Source organism: Marinobacter salarius, from assembly GCF_032922745.1.
Classification (GTDB): domain Bacteria; phylum Pseudomonadota; class Gammaproteobacteria; order Pseudomonadales; family Oleiphilaceae; genus Marinobacter.
In genome coordinates, this window is the sequence record NZ_CP136693.1 from 2600305 (window position 1) to 2617490 (window position 17186).

The 17186-nt window shown below is 57.9% G+C and carries 17 protein-coding genes; 5 read left to right on the plus strand and 12 right to left on the minus strand.

Annotated features, from left to right (window positions below; translation table 11 throughout):
- Position 1: 1 nt before the first annotated feature.
- The 9 genes from R1T46_RS11990 to ccoN form a co-directional block, all read right to left on the minus strand.
- Positions 2–700, minus strand: coding sequence for a sulfite exporter TauE/SafE family protein (locus R1T46_RS11990; protein WP_085680187.1), 699 nt, complete (start codon positions 698–700; stop codon positions 2–4).
- Complete coding sequence (gene ccoS / locus R1T46_RS11995) at positions 700–927, minus strand: cbb3-type cytochrome oxidase assembly protein CcoS (RefSeq protein ID WP_041334231.1); 228 nt, start codon at positions 925–927, stop codon at positions 700–702. The genes R1T46_RS11990 and ccoS overlap by 1 nt, the downstream gene beginning before the upstream one ends.
- Positions 928–969: 42 nt before the next feature.
- On the minus strand, positions 970–3417 hold the full coding sequence (locus R1T46_RS12000) for a heavy metal translocating P-type ATPase (RefSeq protein ID WP_317305522.1): 2448 nt from the start codon (positions 3415–3417) through the stop codon (positions 970–972).
- Positions 3414–3944, minus strand: a complete 531-nt coding sequence (locus tag R1T46_RS12005) for a FixH family protein (protein WP_227517904.1) — start codon at positions 3942–3944, stop codon at positions 3414–3416. The genes R1T46_RS12000 and R1T46_RS12005 overlap by 4 nt, the downstream gene beginning before the upstream one ends.
- Positions 3945–3973: 29 nt before the next feature.
- The gene (ccoG, locus tag R1T46_RS12010; RefSeq protein ID WP_317305523.1) at positions 3974–5407 is read right to left on the minus strand and encodes a cytochrome c oxidase accessory protein CcoG; all 1434 of its coding nucleotides are present in this window, start codon (positions 5405–5407) and stop codon (positions 3974–3976) included.
- 132 nt (positions 5408–5539) lie between these two features.
- A complete protein-coding gene (ccoP, locus tag R1T46_RS12015; protein WP_228209736.1) occupies positions 5540–6430 on the minus strand; it encodes a cytochrome-c oxidase, cbb3-type subunit III in 891 nt (296 codons plus the stop codon).
- Positions 6427–6612, minus strand: coding sequence for a CcoQ/FixQ family Cbb3-type cytochrome c oxidase assembly chaperone (locus tag R1T46_RS12020; protein WP_036205261.1), 186 nt, complete (start codon positions 6610–6612; stop codon positions 6427–6429). Before R1T46_RS12020 ends, ccoP begins: the two co-directional genes overlap by 4 nt.
- Before the next feature lie 5 nt (positions 6613–6617).
- Entirely contained in the window at positions 6618–7226 is a 609-nt protein-coding gene (gene ccoO / locus R1T46_RS12025) for a cytochrome-c oxidase, cbb3-type subunit II (protein WP_317305525.1), read from the minus strand.
- Between the two features lie 15 nt (positions 7227–7241).
- Positions 7242–8672, minus strand: a complete 1431-nt coding sequence (gene ccoN / locus R1T46_RS12030) for a cytochrome-c oxidase, cbb3-type subunit I (protein ID WP_007153696.1) — start codon at positions 8670–8672, stop codon at positions 7242–7244.
- 228 nt (positions 8673–8900) lie between these two features.
- On the opposite strand from ccoN, the gene R1T46_RS12035 reads away from it, so the two are divergent.
- Complete coding sequence (locus R1T46_RS12035; RefSeq protein WP_052479672.1) at positions 8901–9563, plus strand: alpha/beta family hydrolase; 663 nt, start codon at positions 8901–8903, stop codon at positions 9561–9563.
- Position 9564: 1 nt separating this feature from the next.
- Here R1T46_RS12035 and R1T46_RS12040 read toward each other — a convergent pair whose 3' ends face one another.
- Positions 9565–11406, minus strand: coding sequence for a diguanylate cyclase (locus R1T46_RS12040; protein ID WP_085680193.1), 1842 nt, complete (start codon positions 11404–11406; stop codon positions 9565–9567).
- 112 nt (positions 11407–11518) lie between these two features.
- Here R1T46_RS12040 and rlmM point away from each other — a divergent pair, with 112 nt between their 5' ends.
- Positions 11519–12595 carry a 23S rRNA (cytidine(2498)-2'-O)-methyltransferase RlmM gene (gene rlmM / locus R1T46_RS12045; protein ID WP_317305527.1) on the plus strand — a complete coding sequence of 359 codons (1077 nt, stop codon included), beginning with the start codon at positions 11519–11521 and terminating at the stop codon, positions 12593–12595.
- A gap of 20 nt (positions 12596–12615) precedes the next feature.
- Here rlmM and R1T46_RS12050 read toward each other — a convergent pair whose 3' ends face one another.
- The gene (locus R1T46_RS12050) at positions 12616–12900 is read right to left on the minus strand and encodes an antibiotic biosynthesis monooxygenase family protein (protein ID WP_317305528.1); all 285 of its coding nucleotides are present in this window, start codon (positions 12898–12900) and stop codon (positions 12616–12618) included.
- 92 nt (positions 12901–12992) lie between these two features.
- Between R1T46_RS12050 and tusA the strand changes: the two genes are divergently transcribed.
- The gene (tusA, locus tag R1T46_RS12055; RefSeq protein WP_317305529.1) at positions 12993–13232 is read left to right on the plus strand and encodes a sulfurtransferase TusA; all 240 of its coding nucleotides are present in this window, start codon (positions 12993–12995) and stop codon (positions 13230–13232) included.
- Between the two features lie 10 nt (positions 13233–13242).
- Here the strand turns inward: tusA and dsbD are convergent, their stop codons facing one another.
- Positions 13243–15156, minus strand: coding sequence for a protein-disulfide reductase DsbD (dsbD, locus tag R1T46_RS12060; protein WP_317305530.1), 1914 nt, complete (start codon positions 15154–15156; stop codon positions 13243–13245).
- A 150-nt stretch (positions 15157–15306) separates the two neighbouring features.
- Between dsbD and R1T46_RS12065 the strand changes: the two genes are divergently transcribed.
- Both R1T46_RS12065 and R1T46_RS12070 read left to right on the plus strand, forming a co-directional pair.
- On the plus strand, positions 15307–15885 hold the full coding sequence (locus tag R1T46_RS12065; RefSeq protein ID WP_317305531.1) for an elongation factor P hydroxylase: 579 nt from the start codon (positions 15307–15309) through the stop codon (positions 15883–15885).
- Positions 15886–15891: 6 nt separating this feature from the next.
- Complete coding sequence (locus tag R1T46_RS12070) at positions 15892–17178, plus strand: DEAD/DEAH box helicase (protein WP_041334245.1); 1287 nt, start codon at positions 15892–15894, stop codon at positions 17176–17178.
- Positions 17179–17186 lie beyond the last annotated feature (8 nt).

Consider the following 17186-nt stretch of genomic DNA (forward strand, 5'->3'; position numbering starts at 1 on the left):
TCTATCCGTGACCGGTATGCAAAAAGGCAGTGACAGGAAGGGTCCAGATACCGAAACCAATCAGCAGCAGTCCGGCGATCTGCCGAAAGCGTTGGTGTTCCCGCAGTTTTCGGATCCAGGTGGCGGCGTAACCGGTGGCCAGCATGGATGGCAGGGTACCGAGGCCGAAGAACAACATGGTGGTGGCCGCGCTGCCCACCGAGGGTTGCAGGGCAGCCCAGCCCAGGGTGCTGTAGACCAGCCCGCAGGGCAACCAGCCCCAGAGTGCGCCAAGGATGAGCGCCTGGTGGAAATGATGCACCGGGAGCACTCGGGCGGTGAGCGGTGACAGACGTTTCCAGACCGGGGCACCGATGCGTTCCACGTAGCGGATGCCTTGCCACCACTGCCCCATGGACAGTCCCATCAGGATCAGCAGTATCCCTGCCATTGTTCGAAGTATCGGGCCAAGTTGCGTCCAATAGGCCGAGGCGCTGGTGCTCAGCAGCGCGATCAGGGCCGCAATCGCTGCGTAGCTGCCAATCCGCCCGCCATTGAAGGCGAGCAGCATGGCGGTCTGGCGAACACGGAAGCCCCGGCCAACAGGCAGTGCCATGGACAATGACGCGCTGATCCCTCCGCACATACTCAGGCAATGGGTGCTGCCGAGCAGGCCAATCAGGAAGGCGCTGGAATAACTCAGGTAAAGTTCTTCGCCCATCAGGATTTGTGGCTGTCGCCCGGCTCCTCGGCAGAGTTGGAGTTGGCATCCTGCTTGGGTTGTTTGGCGTCGTCCGGGATCATGTCTTTGTCATCGTCATAAAGGATGCGATGGGCCGGTCCATCAAGGTCATCGTATTGGCCGTTCTTGACGGCCCAGGAGAACAGCAGGATGCCTAGTGCCACCAGGATCAGCATGACCGGAACCAGGATCATTACGATTTGCACAGGACTACCTCAGACGTATTGGGTGATTCAGTGTTCACGGTATCAGGACGTTGCTTCGGCGCCAACCGCCGGGGGTTGAGATGCCGGGTTGCCTCGCTGCCTGCCAAGCCGCATGGCATTGAGAACCACCACCAGTGAGCTAATGGACATGCCGATGGCCGCCAGCCAGGGTGGCACCAGGCCTGCTGCTGCCAGCGGCAGGGCGCAGACATTGTAGGCAAGTGCCCAGGCCATGTTCTGGCGGATGACGCGGCGTGTGTCCCGGCCGGCTTTCAGGGCTTCGGACAGTTGCGTTAACTGCCCGCTCAAAAGCACTGCATCGGCCTTGAGTTGGGTCAGATCGGCAGCGCTTCCCATGGCTACGGACACACCCGCACCGGCCATGGAGGGCAGGTCGTTGAGGCCATCACCCACCATCATGATGTGGTGGCCCTGGTCGCGGAGGTTCTCCAGTACACGGAGTTTTTCTTCCGGTGAGGCCTGGCCGATGGCGTCGTCAATGCCGAGTCTGCCCGCTATCTGCTCAACGTGCCCTGAGCGGTCACCGCTGAGCAGTATGGTGCGCAGTCCTGCATTTTGCAGGGCCTGGACGGCCTCTCTTGCATCCGGCCTGGGTTCATCGTCCAGTGTGAATCGGGCCAGCCATTCGTGGATCGTGGCCAGCCATATCTCGATGCCATGGGAGGTGTCGGTTTCGGGCGCCGGGCTACCCACCTTGTCTTCCACAAAACCCCGGTGGCCAATATAGAGAGGAGCCCCGTCTACCTGTCCCGAGAGACCACCGCCCAAGTGGTTTTGTACCTGCCTGGCGGCGTCACTGGGTATCTGGTGGAACACCCTGGCGATCGGGTGTTCCGAATGGTTCTCCAGGCTGGCTGCCAGTTGCCGGCACCGATCCGCATCAAGGTTACCGAAGGTTCGGGTATCCAACAGGCTGAGCTCACCTCGGGTCAGGGTGCCGGTTTTATCGAAAACTACCGTGTCGATGGTGTTCAGAGATTCCAGGGTGTGTCCGCGTGTCGGAAGGAAGCCCAGTTTGCGAAGCCTCATGGTTGCCGACGTTATCGCCGTTGGAGTGGCGAGTGACAGGGCGCAGGGGCAAGTCACTACCAGTACCGAGAGCGTAATGTCGAAAGCATTATCGGCGCCGGCCAGCCACCAGCCAATCCAGATGAGCGGGGCCAGGATCAGCACACGGCTGACAAACACGCCGGCAATTCGGTCGGCCGCCAGCGCAACGGGTGGTTTCTCAGACTGCACCCGATCCAGCACCCGCAAAATGCCGGACAGCCTGGTCTGGGTGCCAGCGCGGCGAACCTCAATGTCCAACGGGTTCTCGCCGTTGATGCTGCCAGCATGGACGGGGTCACCCTCGCTGCGGGTTTCCGGCAGATATTCACCGGTCAACGCTGCTTCGTTAAGGGTGGAGTGCCCGCTGACAATGACGCCGTCAGCGGGCAATGTCTCGCCAGGCCGGATGCGAATAACGTCGCCGGCAGACAGGTCATGGGTGGCGACGATATTACTGCCGTCCTCCTGTATGCGGTTGGCGACCATGGGCTGGAAACCAGCCAGCGCGTTGCCTGTCAGTCCGGCACGGTAACGGGCCTGCATTTCGATGTAGCGACCAAGCTGCAGGAAAAAGGTAAACATGCAGACGGACTCAAAATAGACTTCCTCACCACCAAACACAGTCACCCAGGCGCTGGCAACGTAAGCCAAGCCAATCGCGGTGGCCACCGGCACGTCCATGGTCAGGTGACGGCTGCGAAGATCCCTGAACGCGTTAGTGAAGAACGGACGAGCGCTGTAAAGGACAACGGGGGTGGCGACCAGAAGACTGAACCAGCGGAAAAAACTGACAAACTCTGGCGACAGGTCATTCACCAGTTCGAAATACAGCGGAAAGGCCAGCATCATGCTCTGGAACGAGGCTATCCCCGCGACGGCAAGGCGGATCAATGCGGAGCGATGTTCGGCTTTCAGGGCTTTTTCGGCCTCATCGGCCTGATAGGGGCGGGCACGATAGCCCAATTCATGGACGGCAATCAGTAACTGGCTGAGTTTTGAGTGCTCCGGGTTCCAGACCAGTCGCGCGCGCTGGGTGCTGTGATTGACGGAAAATGACACCACGCCCGGTTGCCTGGCCATGTGGTTTTCCAGCAACCATATGCAAGCGGCGCAGGTGATGCCGCTTACAAGCAGTGTGGCTTCCTGGCCAGCGGTAACGGGAGATACAAACGACTTCTGAACCAGGGGATGGTCCACTTCGAGGATACGGTTCCGTTCGGAATCGCTGAGTGCCTTCGGGGTGACGGCCGGCTCGGTGCGGAACTGGTAGAACCCGGTGAGGCCTTCGGCGCGAATGGTCTCACAGACCGCCTTGCACCCAACGCAGCAGAAGTGTCGCAACGCTCCTTCAAGTTCCAGGGTGATGGGTGGCGTTCCAGTGGCCGGCTCACCACAATGATAACAATCCAAGGGGATCACCCGCGGTCTTCTGTGACCGCACCGAGGCTCAGGGAGCGTTGCGATGGCAGGCTGGACTCACCTTTCAGTCGCCATTGGTTGTCCGGGCCACGCAGGTCAAAGTACCAGCGGCCTTCAATCGGCTGATTCAGGGTGGCGCTGTATAGTCCCTCGCCGATTGCCCGGAATTGTATGGTGCGGTCGTACTCCGACATGGTCGGGTGATACAGGCTCAGTATCAGGTAAGGGTAGTTCGCAGGGCCGTCGGCAGTATCCATGGAGAGAGTGATTTCCCGTTCGCCAAATGTCATATCTGCCGTCAGGCCCAGGTCTTGGGCTTTCTGGTCGCGTGCAATTGCCATGTTGATCCCGCGACCCTCCTTGGAATAGTCGTCGGTTACCATGGAGTTGTCGGTGTTTATCGCGACCGTAATGGCGATGGAGCACCAGATAATGGCGGCGCCGGGAAATATCAGCAGGAACCAGAGCCAGGGTTGCCGGTACCAGGGAACGACGGGTGCGTTTTCATTCATAGTGCTGTCTCTCAAGGCTGGTCTCCCTGGTTGGTGTCAGGGGATCAGCGATTTGGACCGACAAACCGGCTTTCGGTTTCAAGAACGAGCGATTCGTCGGATTGTGATTCAAGCGTGAAGACAATGGCATTGTTGCTTTCCGAGAGTTTCTCGGGCGCGACATCCACCACCGTCGGCAGTGCCCGGTTCTCACTGCTCGCCACCGTCAGGGTGTTCTCGGTCAGCAACCGGATGCCTTCCAGGCCTGAAACCGAGATCGTAAAGGTCTGCGGCACTTCCGACATATTGGCGACTTTGAGAGTGTAGGTATTCTCTACCCGGCCTTCACCATTGAAGCTGAAGAGGGCGCCTCGATCCCTCAGGACATCAAGCTGTGCCGGAACCCGGGTGGCAATTGTGAATACAATCGCGCCAACCATCAGCAGCAATACCAGCCCGTAACCAAAGGTGCGCGGTCTCATCAGCTTCGAGGTTTTGCCTTCCAGTTCGTTTTCAGTGGTATAGCGAATCAGGCCGCGCGGATATTCCATCTTGTCCATGATCTCGTCACACGCATCAATGCACAGCGCGCAGCCAATACACTCGTACTGCAGCCCGTCTCGAATGTCGATGCCGGTAGGGCATACCTGAACACACTGGCCACAGTCGATGCAGTCACCAAGGCCCAGTTCCGAGGGTTCAATGCCTTTCTTGCGCCCGCCGCGGGGCTCCCCCCGGTTGGGATCATAGGACACCACGCGGGTATCGGGGTCGAACATGACGGACTGGAAGCGGGCGTAGGGGCACATATACAGACATACCTGCTCACGCAGCCAGCCGGCGTTCAGGTAGGTGGCGGCCGTAAAGAAGGCGACCCAGAAATAGGCCCAACCGTTGGCCTGCAGGGTGAACAGGTCGGTGATGAGTTCACGGATGGGGTAGAAGTAACCAACAAAGGTCAGGCCGGTGGCGAGCGCAATCAGTAGCCACGCGGAGTGCTTTGCGGATTTTTTGGCGATTTTCTCAGCGGAACGGGGCGCCTTGTCCAGCTTCATCCGCTTATTGCGGCTGCCCTCTATACGCTCCTCCACCCACATGAAGATAAATGTCCAAACGGTTTGGGGGCATGTGTAGCCACACCACACCCGGCCGAACAGCGTGGTGATAAAAAACAGGCCAAATGCGGCGATGATCAGCATACCCGACAGCAGGATAAAATCCTGGGGATAGAACGTGGTTCCGTAGAGGTGGAATTCCCGCGCCGGGAGATCGAAATGAATCAGCGGCTGACCATCCACGGTAAACCAGACGAACAGGAAGTACATGCCCATCAGAGCTGTCAGGCTGACATTCCGGATACGCTGAAAGAAGCCCTTCTTGACCCCTTTGACGTAGATCTTTTTGCGGCTGGCGTATAGCTCGACAGTTCCGGTGTTTTTATTGTTGTCGGAGGTGTCAGAGGATGGGTCAATCTGTTTGACCGGAATCTCACTGCTCATCGTTACCTCCCGATGATGTGGCGCCCTGATTCACAGTGGACTGTGGGGCAGTCGATCTTCTCAAGCCTTGGTCCGCAGGTGGCAGGCCAAGGGTTGAGCAGACCGGGCCGGGACAGAATCCCGGCCGGGTACTCAGTTGGACAGGCTGTAGACGTACGCAGCCAGGATCTGGATCTGATCGTCGGAGAGCCGGTCACCCTGTGCGGGCATCTGGTTCGCACGACCGTTTACCACGGTTTCCTTGATCCACTCGTAGGTGGAGCCGTACAGCCAGGTATTGTCGGTGAGGTTCGGGGCGCCCATAGCCTGGTTGCCCTTGCCGTCCTGACCGTGACAGGCCACGCAGGCCTGTGCAAACACCTGCTCGCCCTTGGCAGCGGCTTCTTCGTCTTTTGCCCGGTCGCTGAAACTGAGCACGTAGTTTACAACCTGATCAACTTGCTCAGAGGTCATGCCCGGCATGGTGCCCTTCGCGGGCATGTTGCCGTTACGCCCCTGGTGCAGGGTGGTCAGGATGGTGTCCGGGTCGCCGCCATACAGCCAGTCGTCATCCGTCAGGTTGGGAAACCCGAGGGAGCCGCGCCCAGCGGAACCGTGGCAGACGGCACAGTTGTTGGCGAACAGCCGCTGGCCCATTTTCATGGCGTCGTCGTTCTCTGCCAGATCGGCCACCGGTGTGTCACCGAACTTGGCGTAGAGCTCGCCGTAACGGGCATCGGCCTGCTGCATTTCGGCCTGCCACTGATTCTCAGCGGTCCATCCCAGTAGACCCTTGTAGTTACCCAGGCCCGGGTACAGGGCGAGATAGCCCAGTGCGAAAACACAGGTCGCTATAAAGAGATAGTACCACCACTTGGGCAGCGGGTTGTCGTATTCCTCAATGCCATCGAACGAATGACCAACGGTTTTGTTGGTTTCAGTATCGGTGGTCTGGCCCTTGCGGGTGGCATACAGAAGCCACCAGCAGCCAAACACGGTACCGAGCACGATCACGCTGATCCAGATGCTCCAGAAGGTACTCATTGCTTTTTCTCCGTTTGTTCCTGTTCAAGAGTACGCTTTTCCACGTCGTCATCCTCGAAGGGCAGGTGGGCCGCCTCGTCGTTGGGCTTCTTCCGGTGGGCGCTGTAGGCCCACCAGATGATGCCAAGGAACATGGCCATAATAACCAGTGAGTGAATGCCGCGTAACTCGTTAATATCCATGGGGATCACCGTTTATCTGAAATCACGGTACCAAGCTGCTGCAGGTACGCCACCAGGGCTTCGATTTCGAATTTGCCCCTGACTTCGTCGGCCGCACCGGCAACCTGCTCGTCGGTATAGGGCACGCCCAGAGTCTGGAGCGTTTCCAGCTTGGACTCGGTGCTGGTGTGATCGATGCGATCCTCGAACAGCCATGGGAAAGCGGGCATGTTGGATTCAGGCACAACGCTGCGGGGATCGTACAGGTGCTGGCGCTGCCAGGCGTCGGAGTAGCGACCACCGACACGCGCCAGGTCAGGACCGGTACGCTTGGAGCCCCACAGGAACGGACGATCGTAGACAAACTCGCCCGCAACGGAGTAGTGGCCGTAGCGCTCGGTTTCAGCGCGGAACGGGCGGATCTGCTGGGTGTGGCAGACGTGACAGCCTTCACGGATATAGATGTCCCGGCCTTCCAGTTCCAGTGCTGACAGGGGCTCAAGGCCTTCAACCGGCTCGTTGGTCTCGTCCAGGAAGAACAGCGGAACCACTTCTGCCAGGAAACCACCACTGATGGTGAAGATGATCAGTACGATCATCAGCCCCAGGTTCTTTTCAACAATTTCGTGTTTCATTGATTCTGTCTCCCGTTACGCCGCTTGCGCTGCTGTATTGTCCTGAGCAACGGCTTCCTTCTGACGCACGGTCATGTATACGTTGTATGCCATCACCAGCATACCGGTCAGGAAAATCACACCGCCAAGGAATCGCACGAAATAGCCTGATTCGGACGCTTCAAGGGCTTCGACAAAACTGTAGGTCAGGGTTCCGTCTTCGTTGACGGCGCGCCACATAAGCCCCTGCATAATACCGTTCACCCACATGGCAACGATGTAGAGTACGGTGCCCACGGTGGCCAGCCAGAAGTGGACGTTGATCAGGCTGACGCTGTACATGGCCTGAAGGCCCCACAGCTTGGGAATCAGGTGATAGATGGCGCCGATACTGATCATGGCAACCCAGCCCAGTGCACCGGAGTGTACGTGGCCAATGGTCCAGTCCGTGTTGTGCGACAGCGCGTTAACCGTCTTGATGGCCATCATCGGGCCTTCAAACGTAGACATGCCATAGAACGACAGAGACACCACGAGGAAGCGGAGGATCGGGTCGGTACGCAGTTTGTGCCAGGCACCCGACAGCGTCATCATACCGTTGATCATGCCGCCCCAGGAGGGTGCAAGCAGGATCAGAGACATTACCATGCCCGCGGTTTGGGCCCAGTCCGGCAGCGCCGAGTAGTGCAGGTGGTGGCCGCCCGCCCATACGTAGGTCGCAATCAGCGCCCAGAAGTGAACGATGGACAGGCGATAAGAGTAGATAGGGCGGTTGGCCTGTTTGGGAACAAAGTAATACATCATCCCCAGGAAGCCAGCGGTCAGGAAGAAACCGACCGCGTTATGGCCCCACCACCACTGCATCATCGCGTCAGTCACGCCTGCGTAGGCGGAGTAGGATTTGAAGGCACCCGCCGGTAAGGCCAGGTTGTTACCGATGTGCAGAATGGCCACGGTCAGGATGAAACCGCCGTAGAACCAGTTGGCCACATAGATGTGGGCAGTGGCGCGCCGCATGATGGTGCCAAAGAAAACCAGTGCGTAGGACACCCAGACAATGGCGATAAGGATATCAATTGGCCACTCGAGTTCCGCGTATTCCTTGGAAGAGGTGAGGCCCATTGGCAGGGTAATGATCGCCGCAACCATCACGGCTTGCCAGCCCCAGAAGGTGAACGCCGCGAGCCCATCGGAGATCAGTCGCGCCTGACAGGTACGCTGAACAACGTAATAGGAGGTGGCAAACAGTGCCGAACCACCAAACCCGAAGATGACGAGGTTTGTGTGGAGCGGCCGTAAACGACCGAAGTGAGTCCAGGAGAAATCCAGGTTCATCGAGGGCCAAACAAGCTGGGATGCGATCAGCACACCCATGCCCATGCCAACAATGCCCCAGACCAACGTCATGATGGCAAACTGTCTCACCACCTTGTAGTTGTATGTCAGGTTAGCATTTACTGTGCTCATAGCCTTACCAATGGGTTTAGAGTGGGGAAAATATGCGGGCGCAAGTATGGAGAAACGATTAGCTGTTTGCAATGACGTAGATCAACTCTGAAACTCTGTCAACTGGGTCTAAATCAGTAACATGGCGAATCTACAAGGGTAATCACGAATGCTCCAAAAGCGGTTTTTGATGTTCGGTTGATGCATTGCTTCCCGGAACACTAATGATAGTCATAATTCGGAGGTTTGGTGAATTCTGTAACCGTATTCAAAACCAGGGCGAAAAGTAGTGTGGCAGCGCCGGTGCTTGTCCTTGCACATGGCGCAGGTGCACCCGCCGATTCGCCGTTCATGGAGCTCCTGGCGGCAGCGCTTTCAGCGCAGGGCGTGACGACCGTCAGGTTTGAGTTCCCCTATATGGAGAAGCGGCGGGAGGATGGTAAAAAGCGGCCACCAGACCGCCAGCCAACACTGCTTGGGCATTTCCGCACGGTCATTGCAGAAACTTGCGCCGGCATCGACGGGCAGGCCGGCGTTTTTGTCGGAGGCAAGTCCATGGGGGGAAGAATGGCCAGCATTCTGGCTGCTGAGCCCGGCATTGACGACGCGGTGCGTGGTGCTGTGTGTTTCGGCTATCCCTTTCATCCTCCTGGCAAAAATGATCGGTGGCGGACGGATCATTTCCAGTCGCTGTGCCGGCCAATACAGATCATTCAGGGAACGCGGGACCCTTTCGGCAAACAGGCAGAGGTTGAGGCGCGTGCACTGGACACCCTGGATAACGTAAATTTGGCGTGGCTGGAAGGTGGAGACCACGATTATCGGCCCCTGGCGCGACAGAGTGAGAGCCGGGAAGACCTGATTCAGCAGGCGGCGGCAGCAGCTGCGAGGTTTATGATCGGGCAGGAATGAGTCAGGAGACCTCGGGCGTCGCTTGCTCAGTCCGGTTTCGACCGCACGCTTTGGCACGATAGAGCGCCTCATCGGCACGCCGGAACAGATCTCGCTCATCATCCCCCTGGGATAACGTGGCGGTACCGGCGCTCATGGTCAGCGTAACCGGTGTGCCATCGTCCGCAGGCACGCGTATCGCAGCGATATCCTCAAGAATCCCTTCACAGACACCCAGAGCGCCATTCGCGTCGGTGCCGGGTAACAGGATGGCGAATTCCTCTCCGCCAAAGCGGATAGCAACATCACGGGGTCGTTTGACGTGGCGCCTGAGAATGTCGGCAATGTGTTGCAGGCAACGATCACCAAACTCGTGCCCCCAGGAGTCGTTGACAGTCTTGAAGTGGTCGGCATCCAATAGAGCAATGGTCAGGGGTTGACCAGTACGTCGGGCTTCGGCACAGAGTTCCGGCAGCAGGTTGTCCATATGACGGCGATTATGGAGCCCGGTCAGAGCGTCATTGAGGCTTAGGGTTGCCAGCTGCCGGTTTGCCTTTTCCAGCTCTCTCATGGCGCTGCGAAGCTGCGCGGTGCGTTCATGCACCTTTAACTCGAGCTCGGTTCTGGCGTTATGCTCTACGTCCAGAAGCTTTTTATTCAATAGCCGCCAACGCTGCACCATGGCGTAATTGAGCAGAATAACCTGCGCTCCAACGGCGGCCTGCATAAAGATTTCCCGCGCCAGGAAGTCAGCCAGGTAACCAAAGGCAGCCATTGAATAGATCAGGGCGCCTGCCAACATGCCAGACCATGCCACTACGTACCACTTGGCGGGAGAATATCCCTGGCGCCAGCGGATGATGCCAATGATAAACAGGCAGGCAATGATCAGCAGTGCAATCCCGGTATTCAATACGATGGATCTGTTGTAGGGCAACAGGAATGCCATGATGAACAGGCCTGCGCTGGTCAGGGCAAGCCCCGTCAACACCTTGTTCGCAATCGTGTTGGTGGGGATTTCGAGGAATGAGCGCCCGAACAGGGTCATGGCCAGCGAACTGATCGACATCAGCATGGGAATCGATGTATTGGCGAAACCGGTACTGTCGGGCCAGAAATACTGGTTGGCGAAACCGCCCATGGCGAACAGGAACAGCCCAAGGGATGCCATGTAAAAGGCGTTGTAGAAGTAGTAGCCGGTGCCGGAACTGAAAAAGAGCAGCAGGTTGAATACCGCAAAGACCAGCAACGCCCCATAGAAGAAGCCGTGCAGGAGGGTAAGGTGGTTGCTTTCCGCGATCGTCGTTTCCGGCGTTTTCAGCGACAGCGGAACGTTCAATGCCCCGCTGCTCTGAATCCGCAAGGTGATGGTTTGGGTTTCGCCAGCGCCGAGCGTGACGGGGAGCAGGAAATACCGGTAATCTATGCCCCGCGAGAGAAAGGGGTGCTGGTCCCCCGTGGTCAAGGCTGGTTCAACGAGTTCGCTGGAGCGCCAGAACGTTACTTCATCCAGCAGTGGGTAATTGAGCTTCAGGTACCAGAGCTTCTGGCTATCGCCGGAATTCCGAACATTGAGGCGAACCCAGTACACCGAATCGGTGTGGCTGAATACCAGATCGTGTCCCCTGGCGGATGTCCATTGAATATCCGCCGGCAGTTCACGGGGGGATTCGGCCCGATGTGCGGGCGTGTCGGGTGCTGCGCTCAGGAAGCAGACATGGTTCATCAGCGCTTCCCGTTGCACCGGATCGATGGCGTCCAGCGCCGGGCAATGAGGTGTCGTTCCCGGATGGGTCGCCAGTGCCAGGTCCGTGACCAGTAATAGCCCGATCAGTGGGAACAGAAAGCGCAGGTACAGCGGCATTAAGGTATTCCTGCCAGCGGAAAGCCCAATAGTGTAGACAAATGCGGGCTGTGTATATGTTAAACAGATTCAAATTTGGGGTTTCTGGTGAGAAGCCCTGTCCAGGTGCCTAATGGAACAACTGATTGCAATTTGTCGTCCCGGGTTCGAGACGGAAGCGGGGCGGGAGTTAACCGACTCGGCTGCCAGCGGCGGGGTCTATGGTTACTTCGAGCCCTCTGTAAACCAGGGGTTTCTGACCTTTCACTGCCCGGGGTCCGGGCAGGTGGAGATACTGGTCCAGCGGCTGTCCATCGACCAGCTGGTGTTTGTCAGGGACTGGTTTGTGGTTTTAGCGGACATAGCCCTGCCCACGTCGGATCGCGTCGGCGCCGTTATTGACGCATTGCGGTCCGTTGATGGGGCGATTCCTGTCTGTGCCCGTATTGAAATTCGTCTTCCCGAAAACAACGCTGACGCAGACCTCGGCAACTTCGCCCGCAAATGGGTTTCCCCACTGTCGAAAGCGCTAAGGGGCGCCGGGTTACTGGGAAAGGATTCGAAAGCTGAGTCGCCGGCACGGCTTGAAGTGTTACTGACGGGATTCGAGCGCGCCATTATCGGATTCAGTCTGGCCCGCAATCGTGCACGTTACGTCAGTGGTATTCCAAGGCTTCGACTGCCCGCGTCCGCTCCCAGTCGATCGGCGCTGAAACTGGAAGAAGCGTGGAAGGTATTCCTGCCCCCGGGCCAGGAACTGGGCTACCTGGGAAGTGGCAAGCAGGCTGTGGACCTGGGCGCTGCTCCCGGTGGCTGGACGTGGCAACTGGTCAGGCAGGGTATGATGGTGAGCGCCGTTGATAACGGGCCCATGAATGCCGAGTTGATGGCTTCCGGGCACGTAGAGCATGTTGAGGCAGATGGTTATCAATGGCGGCCCCGGCGCGGTGTGGACTGGATGGTGTGCGATATCGTCGACCATCCACGCCGAACCTCGGAGATGGTCGTGCATTGGCTGTCTGCCAAGCTTTGCCGCTATACCGTTTTTAATCTGAAACTACCGATGAAAAAACGGTACGACGAGTGGTTAGTGTGCAAGGACATCCTGGAAGAAGGCCTTGCACGGACGGAAATGAACTTCCTGCTGAGGGCCCGTCACCTCTACCACGATCGTGAGGAGATCACCTGTTTCATAGAACGCAGGGACTGAGCGCCTGTGAATAGCGTGCTTTAGCTATGCTGCCACACAGTGATAATCTCGTCCCGGTCCATCATTGGAATCAGCTCCGCCATCAGTTCCCGACGTTCCTCTGAGAGGAGCCAGCGCTGCCAGTCAGCTTCGGAGCGCCAGTTGGAGAGGGTAAGTCGATGGTTGGAGTCGTGGGTATCGACCAGCGTTTCACCGGAAACGAAGCCGGGGGCGCTTACCGCGTTCTGAAGGACCTTGCGGGATCTGTCCTCGTAGGCGGATTCGAGTGTTTCAGCAATATGACGTTCAATCAGCACCCGGATCATTGTTTACCTCGTTTTGTTTTTGACATCTATCTATAAACAATAATTTAGCACGTATTTTTCAAAATTCAGGTGGAATCGCAGGAGGAAGAACATTGGAACAACCGGAACACGATGCAGAGCTGGACGCCCGGGGACTGTTTTGCCCGGAACCCGTCATGCTGCTGCACAACAGAATCGTGGATATCAGTATAGGGGGCGTCTTGAAGGTGGTTGCCACGGACCCGTCAACAACCCGGGATATACCGAGGTTCTGCCAGTTCCTGAATCACGAGTTGGTTTACAGCGCTGAGGACGACCAGGAATTCGTTTACTTTATCCGCCGGGGGGAATGACCGAAGGCCGTCAGGAGCCGCCGGACATGTCCAGTGCGTTTAGATGGCCGAGGAACTGTTCGCGGTCCATTTCGCCCAGTATCCGGGCGGTTTCCAGCTCAGCCCCATCGTTGCCATAGAACAGAATGGCCGGGGGGCCGAACAGCCCCAGTTCTTCAAGCAGTGCCTGCTGGGCGGGCGTGTTGTCCGTCATGTCCAGTTGCAGCAGTGTGTACGGTGACAGCGCCTGGATCACAGAGCCGTTGCTGAAGACGTTACGCTCCATGACCTTGCAGGAGATGCACCAGTCGGCGTAGAAGTCCAGCATGACCGGGGTGCCGTCTCGCTTCGCCTGGGCCAGTTGATTGCGAATATCGGCAGGCGACTCCAACCGAAGGAATTGGGCGTGGGCCATCTGGGGCGCAGAGCCATCAGCAACCGCCGGGTTGGAGGCCGTGAACGGCGCTAAAGGCTTCATCGGGTCGTTGGCGCCGGATACGGCACCGGCCAATAACGCGATGCCGTAGGCAAACATCACCAGGCCCAGACCTTTGCGGGTGCGCTCCCAGCCAGCCTTTGCGGCATCGAAGGCTCCGAGTTGCACGCCGGTAACGGCAATCAGTAAACCCCAGAGTGTCAGCGCCAGCCAGGCCGGGACCAGCCGTTCCACCAACCAGATCGCGACAGCCAGCAGCATGACGCCGTAGAAGGCTTTGACCACGTTCATCCAGGGACCGGTGGAGGGCAACAGCTTACGGCCGCCCACCGCCACGAGTATCAGGGGAATGCCCATGCCAAGCCCAAGGGCGAACAGGGCAACGCCTCCGATGACGGCATCCTGGGTGGTACTGATGTACAGCAAGCTACCAGCAAGCGGTGCCGATACGCAGGGTGAAACGATCAGTGCTGACAGCGCGCCGATGCCGAAGATGCTGATCACGCGGCTTCCGGTCAGGCGATGGCTGGCATCGTTGAGCGGCTCCCGGATAAACCGGGGAAGCTGGATCTCAAACAGGTTGAACATGGAGAGGGCAAATACCACGAACAGTGCCGCGAAAACGCTCAGCACCCACGGCGACTGTAGGTGTGCCTGAAGGTTGAAGCTGGCACCCAGCAACCCGGTAATCACACCCGCTGCGGCATAGGTCAGTGCCATACCCAGGACATAGCTGCCGGAAAGCAGTAGTGCGTGGGCGGTGGTACTGGTGTTGCGACTGGACACCAGTGAGGAAATGATCGGCACCATGGGCAGGACGCAGGGTGTAAAGGTCAGGCCCAGCCCCAGCAGCAAAAACAGGGCCGCGATGACCAAAACAGACTGGTTGGCCAAAAAACCGGCGAGCCCGGTCGCCGTGGATGTATCCGAGGGTGCGTTTGTCGACGATGACTGGGTAGTGCCTGATGACCCCGAAGAGCCGGACATGCCGGCAGGAACGGGGGCGTCGTTGCTTCCGGAGCTGGCGTAGTACAGCGCGTCACGGGTTTGCGGCGGGTAGCATAGACCTGCCTTGGCACAGCCCTGGTAGGTAACCTGAAGCTCCGCCTCGCGGACGCCTTCAGGAAGATTGACCGGGACGCGTGCCTGAACCGGATCGTAGAAGACCGTGACCTTACCGAAGAACTCATCCTCCGTATCGGTACCGGTGTATGAGAAAACGGGCTCTCCCAGGGTGACGCCGTCTGTTTTGCTGCTTACCTGGATGCGGCCTTTGTAGAGGTAGTGTTCAGGGGTGACATCCCATGACAGCACAATAGCGCCGGTATCAACGGTGTAATTGAACGGCAGGGCTTCGTCCACCGGCAGGAAATCGTTGCTGCCGCCGAACAGCGAATTGCCTGCCCCGGACGCGAACAGCGATACGGTGGACAGTGCCAGAAACAGTAAAAAGCGGTTCAGTACCCGATGGGGAGCACTACTGCGTGAGGCTGTGTTGTTGCCGGTCATAGTCAATGGATTACCGTAGCTGGTTCCGGAAATATCTGCGCGGTCTCTGTGCCAGTTGAAACGTTGCATCCCAAGGTTGCAATGGACTCATTTGTCAGGCAAAAGTTCCCTCTGGTATTGAACGGTCTAAAGTCGCACAATAGCCGTCCCATGAAACACGATCCTGATGATCTTATCATGCTGTTCAGTGACCTGTTCCGGGGGGATTACCGGACCGTTCTGGTCAAGGGCAGCGATGAGCCTGAATACCTGCCCGCAACGGCGTCTGGCAATTACGCGCAGATTATCTTTGCTCACGGTTATTATGCCAGTGCTCTGCACGAAATCAGTCATTGGTGTATCGCCGGTGAGCACCGGCGCACACTTCGGGACTTTGGCTACTGGTACTGTCCCGATGGCCGCGACGAGGCGCAGCAGCAAGCGTTCGAAAAGGCTGAAATCAAGCCGCAGGCTCTGGAATGGCTGTTCTCTGCCGCATCGGGCACACGTTTCCACATCAGTGTCGACAATCTCTCCGGTTGCGGGGCATGGGATGAGAGCGCCTTTCGCAGGAATGTGCGGGCGCAGGCAGATTATTACCTTGAGCACGGCATGCCGGCCCGCGCGGGCCTGTTTTTCGAGACGCTCAAGACATTTTATGGAACCGGGGCTGACTTTAACGAAGTCTGGAAGAAAGAGACCAGGCGCCTGATGCCCGACGATTCCGCCACAGACATTGAGGTAGATTGAAACAACATGACATCTGACGCACCCGAAGCCGGCAAAACCTTTTTCAAGGATCTTAACCTTGACCAGCGAGTGCTCGATGCCATCACCGATATCGGTTTTGAGCATTGCACGCCTATCCAGGCCGAGACCCTTCCGTTCACCCTGGCGTGCCAGGACCTGATCGGCCAGGCTCAGACCGGCACCGGAAAAACCGCCGCATTCCTGATTACTGCCATCCAGAGCATGCTGGAAACGCCGATTCCGAAAGAGGACCGGTTCGCCTCGGAACCCAGGGTTCTGGCACTGGCGCCAACTCGTGAACTGGCCATGCAGATCGCCAAGGATGCTGAGCAGCTGTGTGGGTACACGGGGCACAATGTGGTCACTGTGGTAGGCGGCATGAACTACGACAAGCAGCGAGACCAGTTACAGAACGAGATCGTTGACATACTGGTGGCAACCCCGGGCCGGCTGATTGATTTCCTGGGCTCTCAGGACGTTTTTCTCGACCAGCTCGACATCCTGATCCTGGATGAAGCGGACCGGATGCTGGACATGGGCTTTATTCCCGATGTGAAGCGCATTATCCGCAAGTGCACGCCAAAGGAAGAGCGTCAGACCTTGCTGTTCAGCGCCACCTTTAACCAGGACGTCCTCAACCTCGCCTCGATGTGGACCAAAAGTGCGGAATTCGTCGAGATCGAACCGGAACAGAAGACCGCTGAGCGGGTGAAGCAAACTGTCTATCTGGTGGGCGAGGATGAAAAACTGCCGGTGCTGGTCAACTACCTTCAGCGCCCCGAGGTGGAAAAAGCCATCGTCTTTGCGAACCGTCGTGACCAGTGTCGTGACCTGGATGAGGACCTTCGCAACCAGGGCGTAAAGGTCGCGCTGATGTCCGGGGAAATCGCCCAGAACAAGCGGCTGAAGACATTGGAACAGTTCAAGAATGGCAGCATTCAGGTACTGGTTGCCACGGATGTCGCCGGTCGTGGTATCCACGTTGACGGTGTAACCCATGTATTCAACTATAATCTTCCGGATAACGCTGAAGATTACGTTCACCGTATCGGGCGCACCGGTCGGGCGGGGAAGCACGGAGTCTCTGTCAGCTTTGCCAGTGAAGACGATGCTTTTTCACTGCCGGCTATCGAGTCCTACATCAGCCAGAAACTGACCACGGCGGTGCCGGATGAAGCGCTGATGACCGAACTCGCCAAACCGCCGATCACTCGCAAGCGTGGTGGCCGGCGCCCCCAGGGCAACCGCAGCCAGGGTGGACGTGGCGGAAACCAGCGTCAACGCAGGAACTAACAGGTCGG

Bases quoted from the DNA above. Each gene is read 5' to 3' on its own strand.
- ccoO (WP_317305525.1), bottom strand. From the start codon at position 7,226: ATGAAACACGAAATTGTTGAAAAGAACCTGGGGCTGATGATCGTACTG.
- dsbD (WP_317305530.1), bottom strand. From the start codon at position 15,156: ATGACCGGCAACAACACAGCCTCACGCAGTAGTGCTCCCCATCGGGTA.
- ccoP (WP_228209736.1), bottom strand. From the start codon at position 6,430: ATGAGTACCTTCTGGAGCATCTGGATCAGCGTGATCGTGCTCGGTACC.
- R1T46_RS12040 (WP_085680193.1), bottom strand. From the start codon at position 11,406: ATGCCGCTGTACCTGCGCTTTCTGTTCCCACTGATCGGGCTATTACTG.
- rlmM (WP_317305527.1), top strand. From the start codon at position 11,519: ATGGAACAACTGATTGCAATTTGTCGTCCCGGGTTCGAGACGGAAGCG.
- R1T46_RS12070 (WP_041334245.1), top strand. From the start codon at position 15,892: ATGACATCTGACGCACCCGAAGCCGGCAAAACCTTTTTCAAGGATCTT.
- R1T46_RS12065 (WP_317305531.1), top strand. From the start codon at position 15,307: ATGAAACACGATCCTGATGATCTTATCATGCTGTTCAGTGACCTGTTC.
- R1T46_RS12050 (WP_317305528.1), bottom strand. From the start codon at position 12,900: ATGATCCGGGTGCTGATTGAACGTCATATTGCTGAAACACTCGAATCC.
- R1T46_RS11990 (WP_085680187.1), bottom strand. From the start codon at position 700: ATGGGCGAAGAACTTTACCTGAGTTATTCCAGCGCCTTCCTGATTGGC.
- ccoG (WP_317305523.1), bottom strand. From the start codon at position 5,407: ATGAGCAGTGAGATTCCGGTCAAACAGATTGACCCATCCTCTGACACC.
- R1T46_RS12020 (WP_036205261.1), bottom strand. From the start codon at position 6,612: ATGGATATTAACGAGTTACGCGGCATTCACTCACTGGTTATTATGGCC.
- ccoN (WP_007153696.1), bottom strand. From the start codon at position 8,672: ATGAGCACAGTAAATGCTAACCTGACATACAACTACAAGGTGGTGAGA.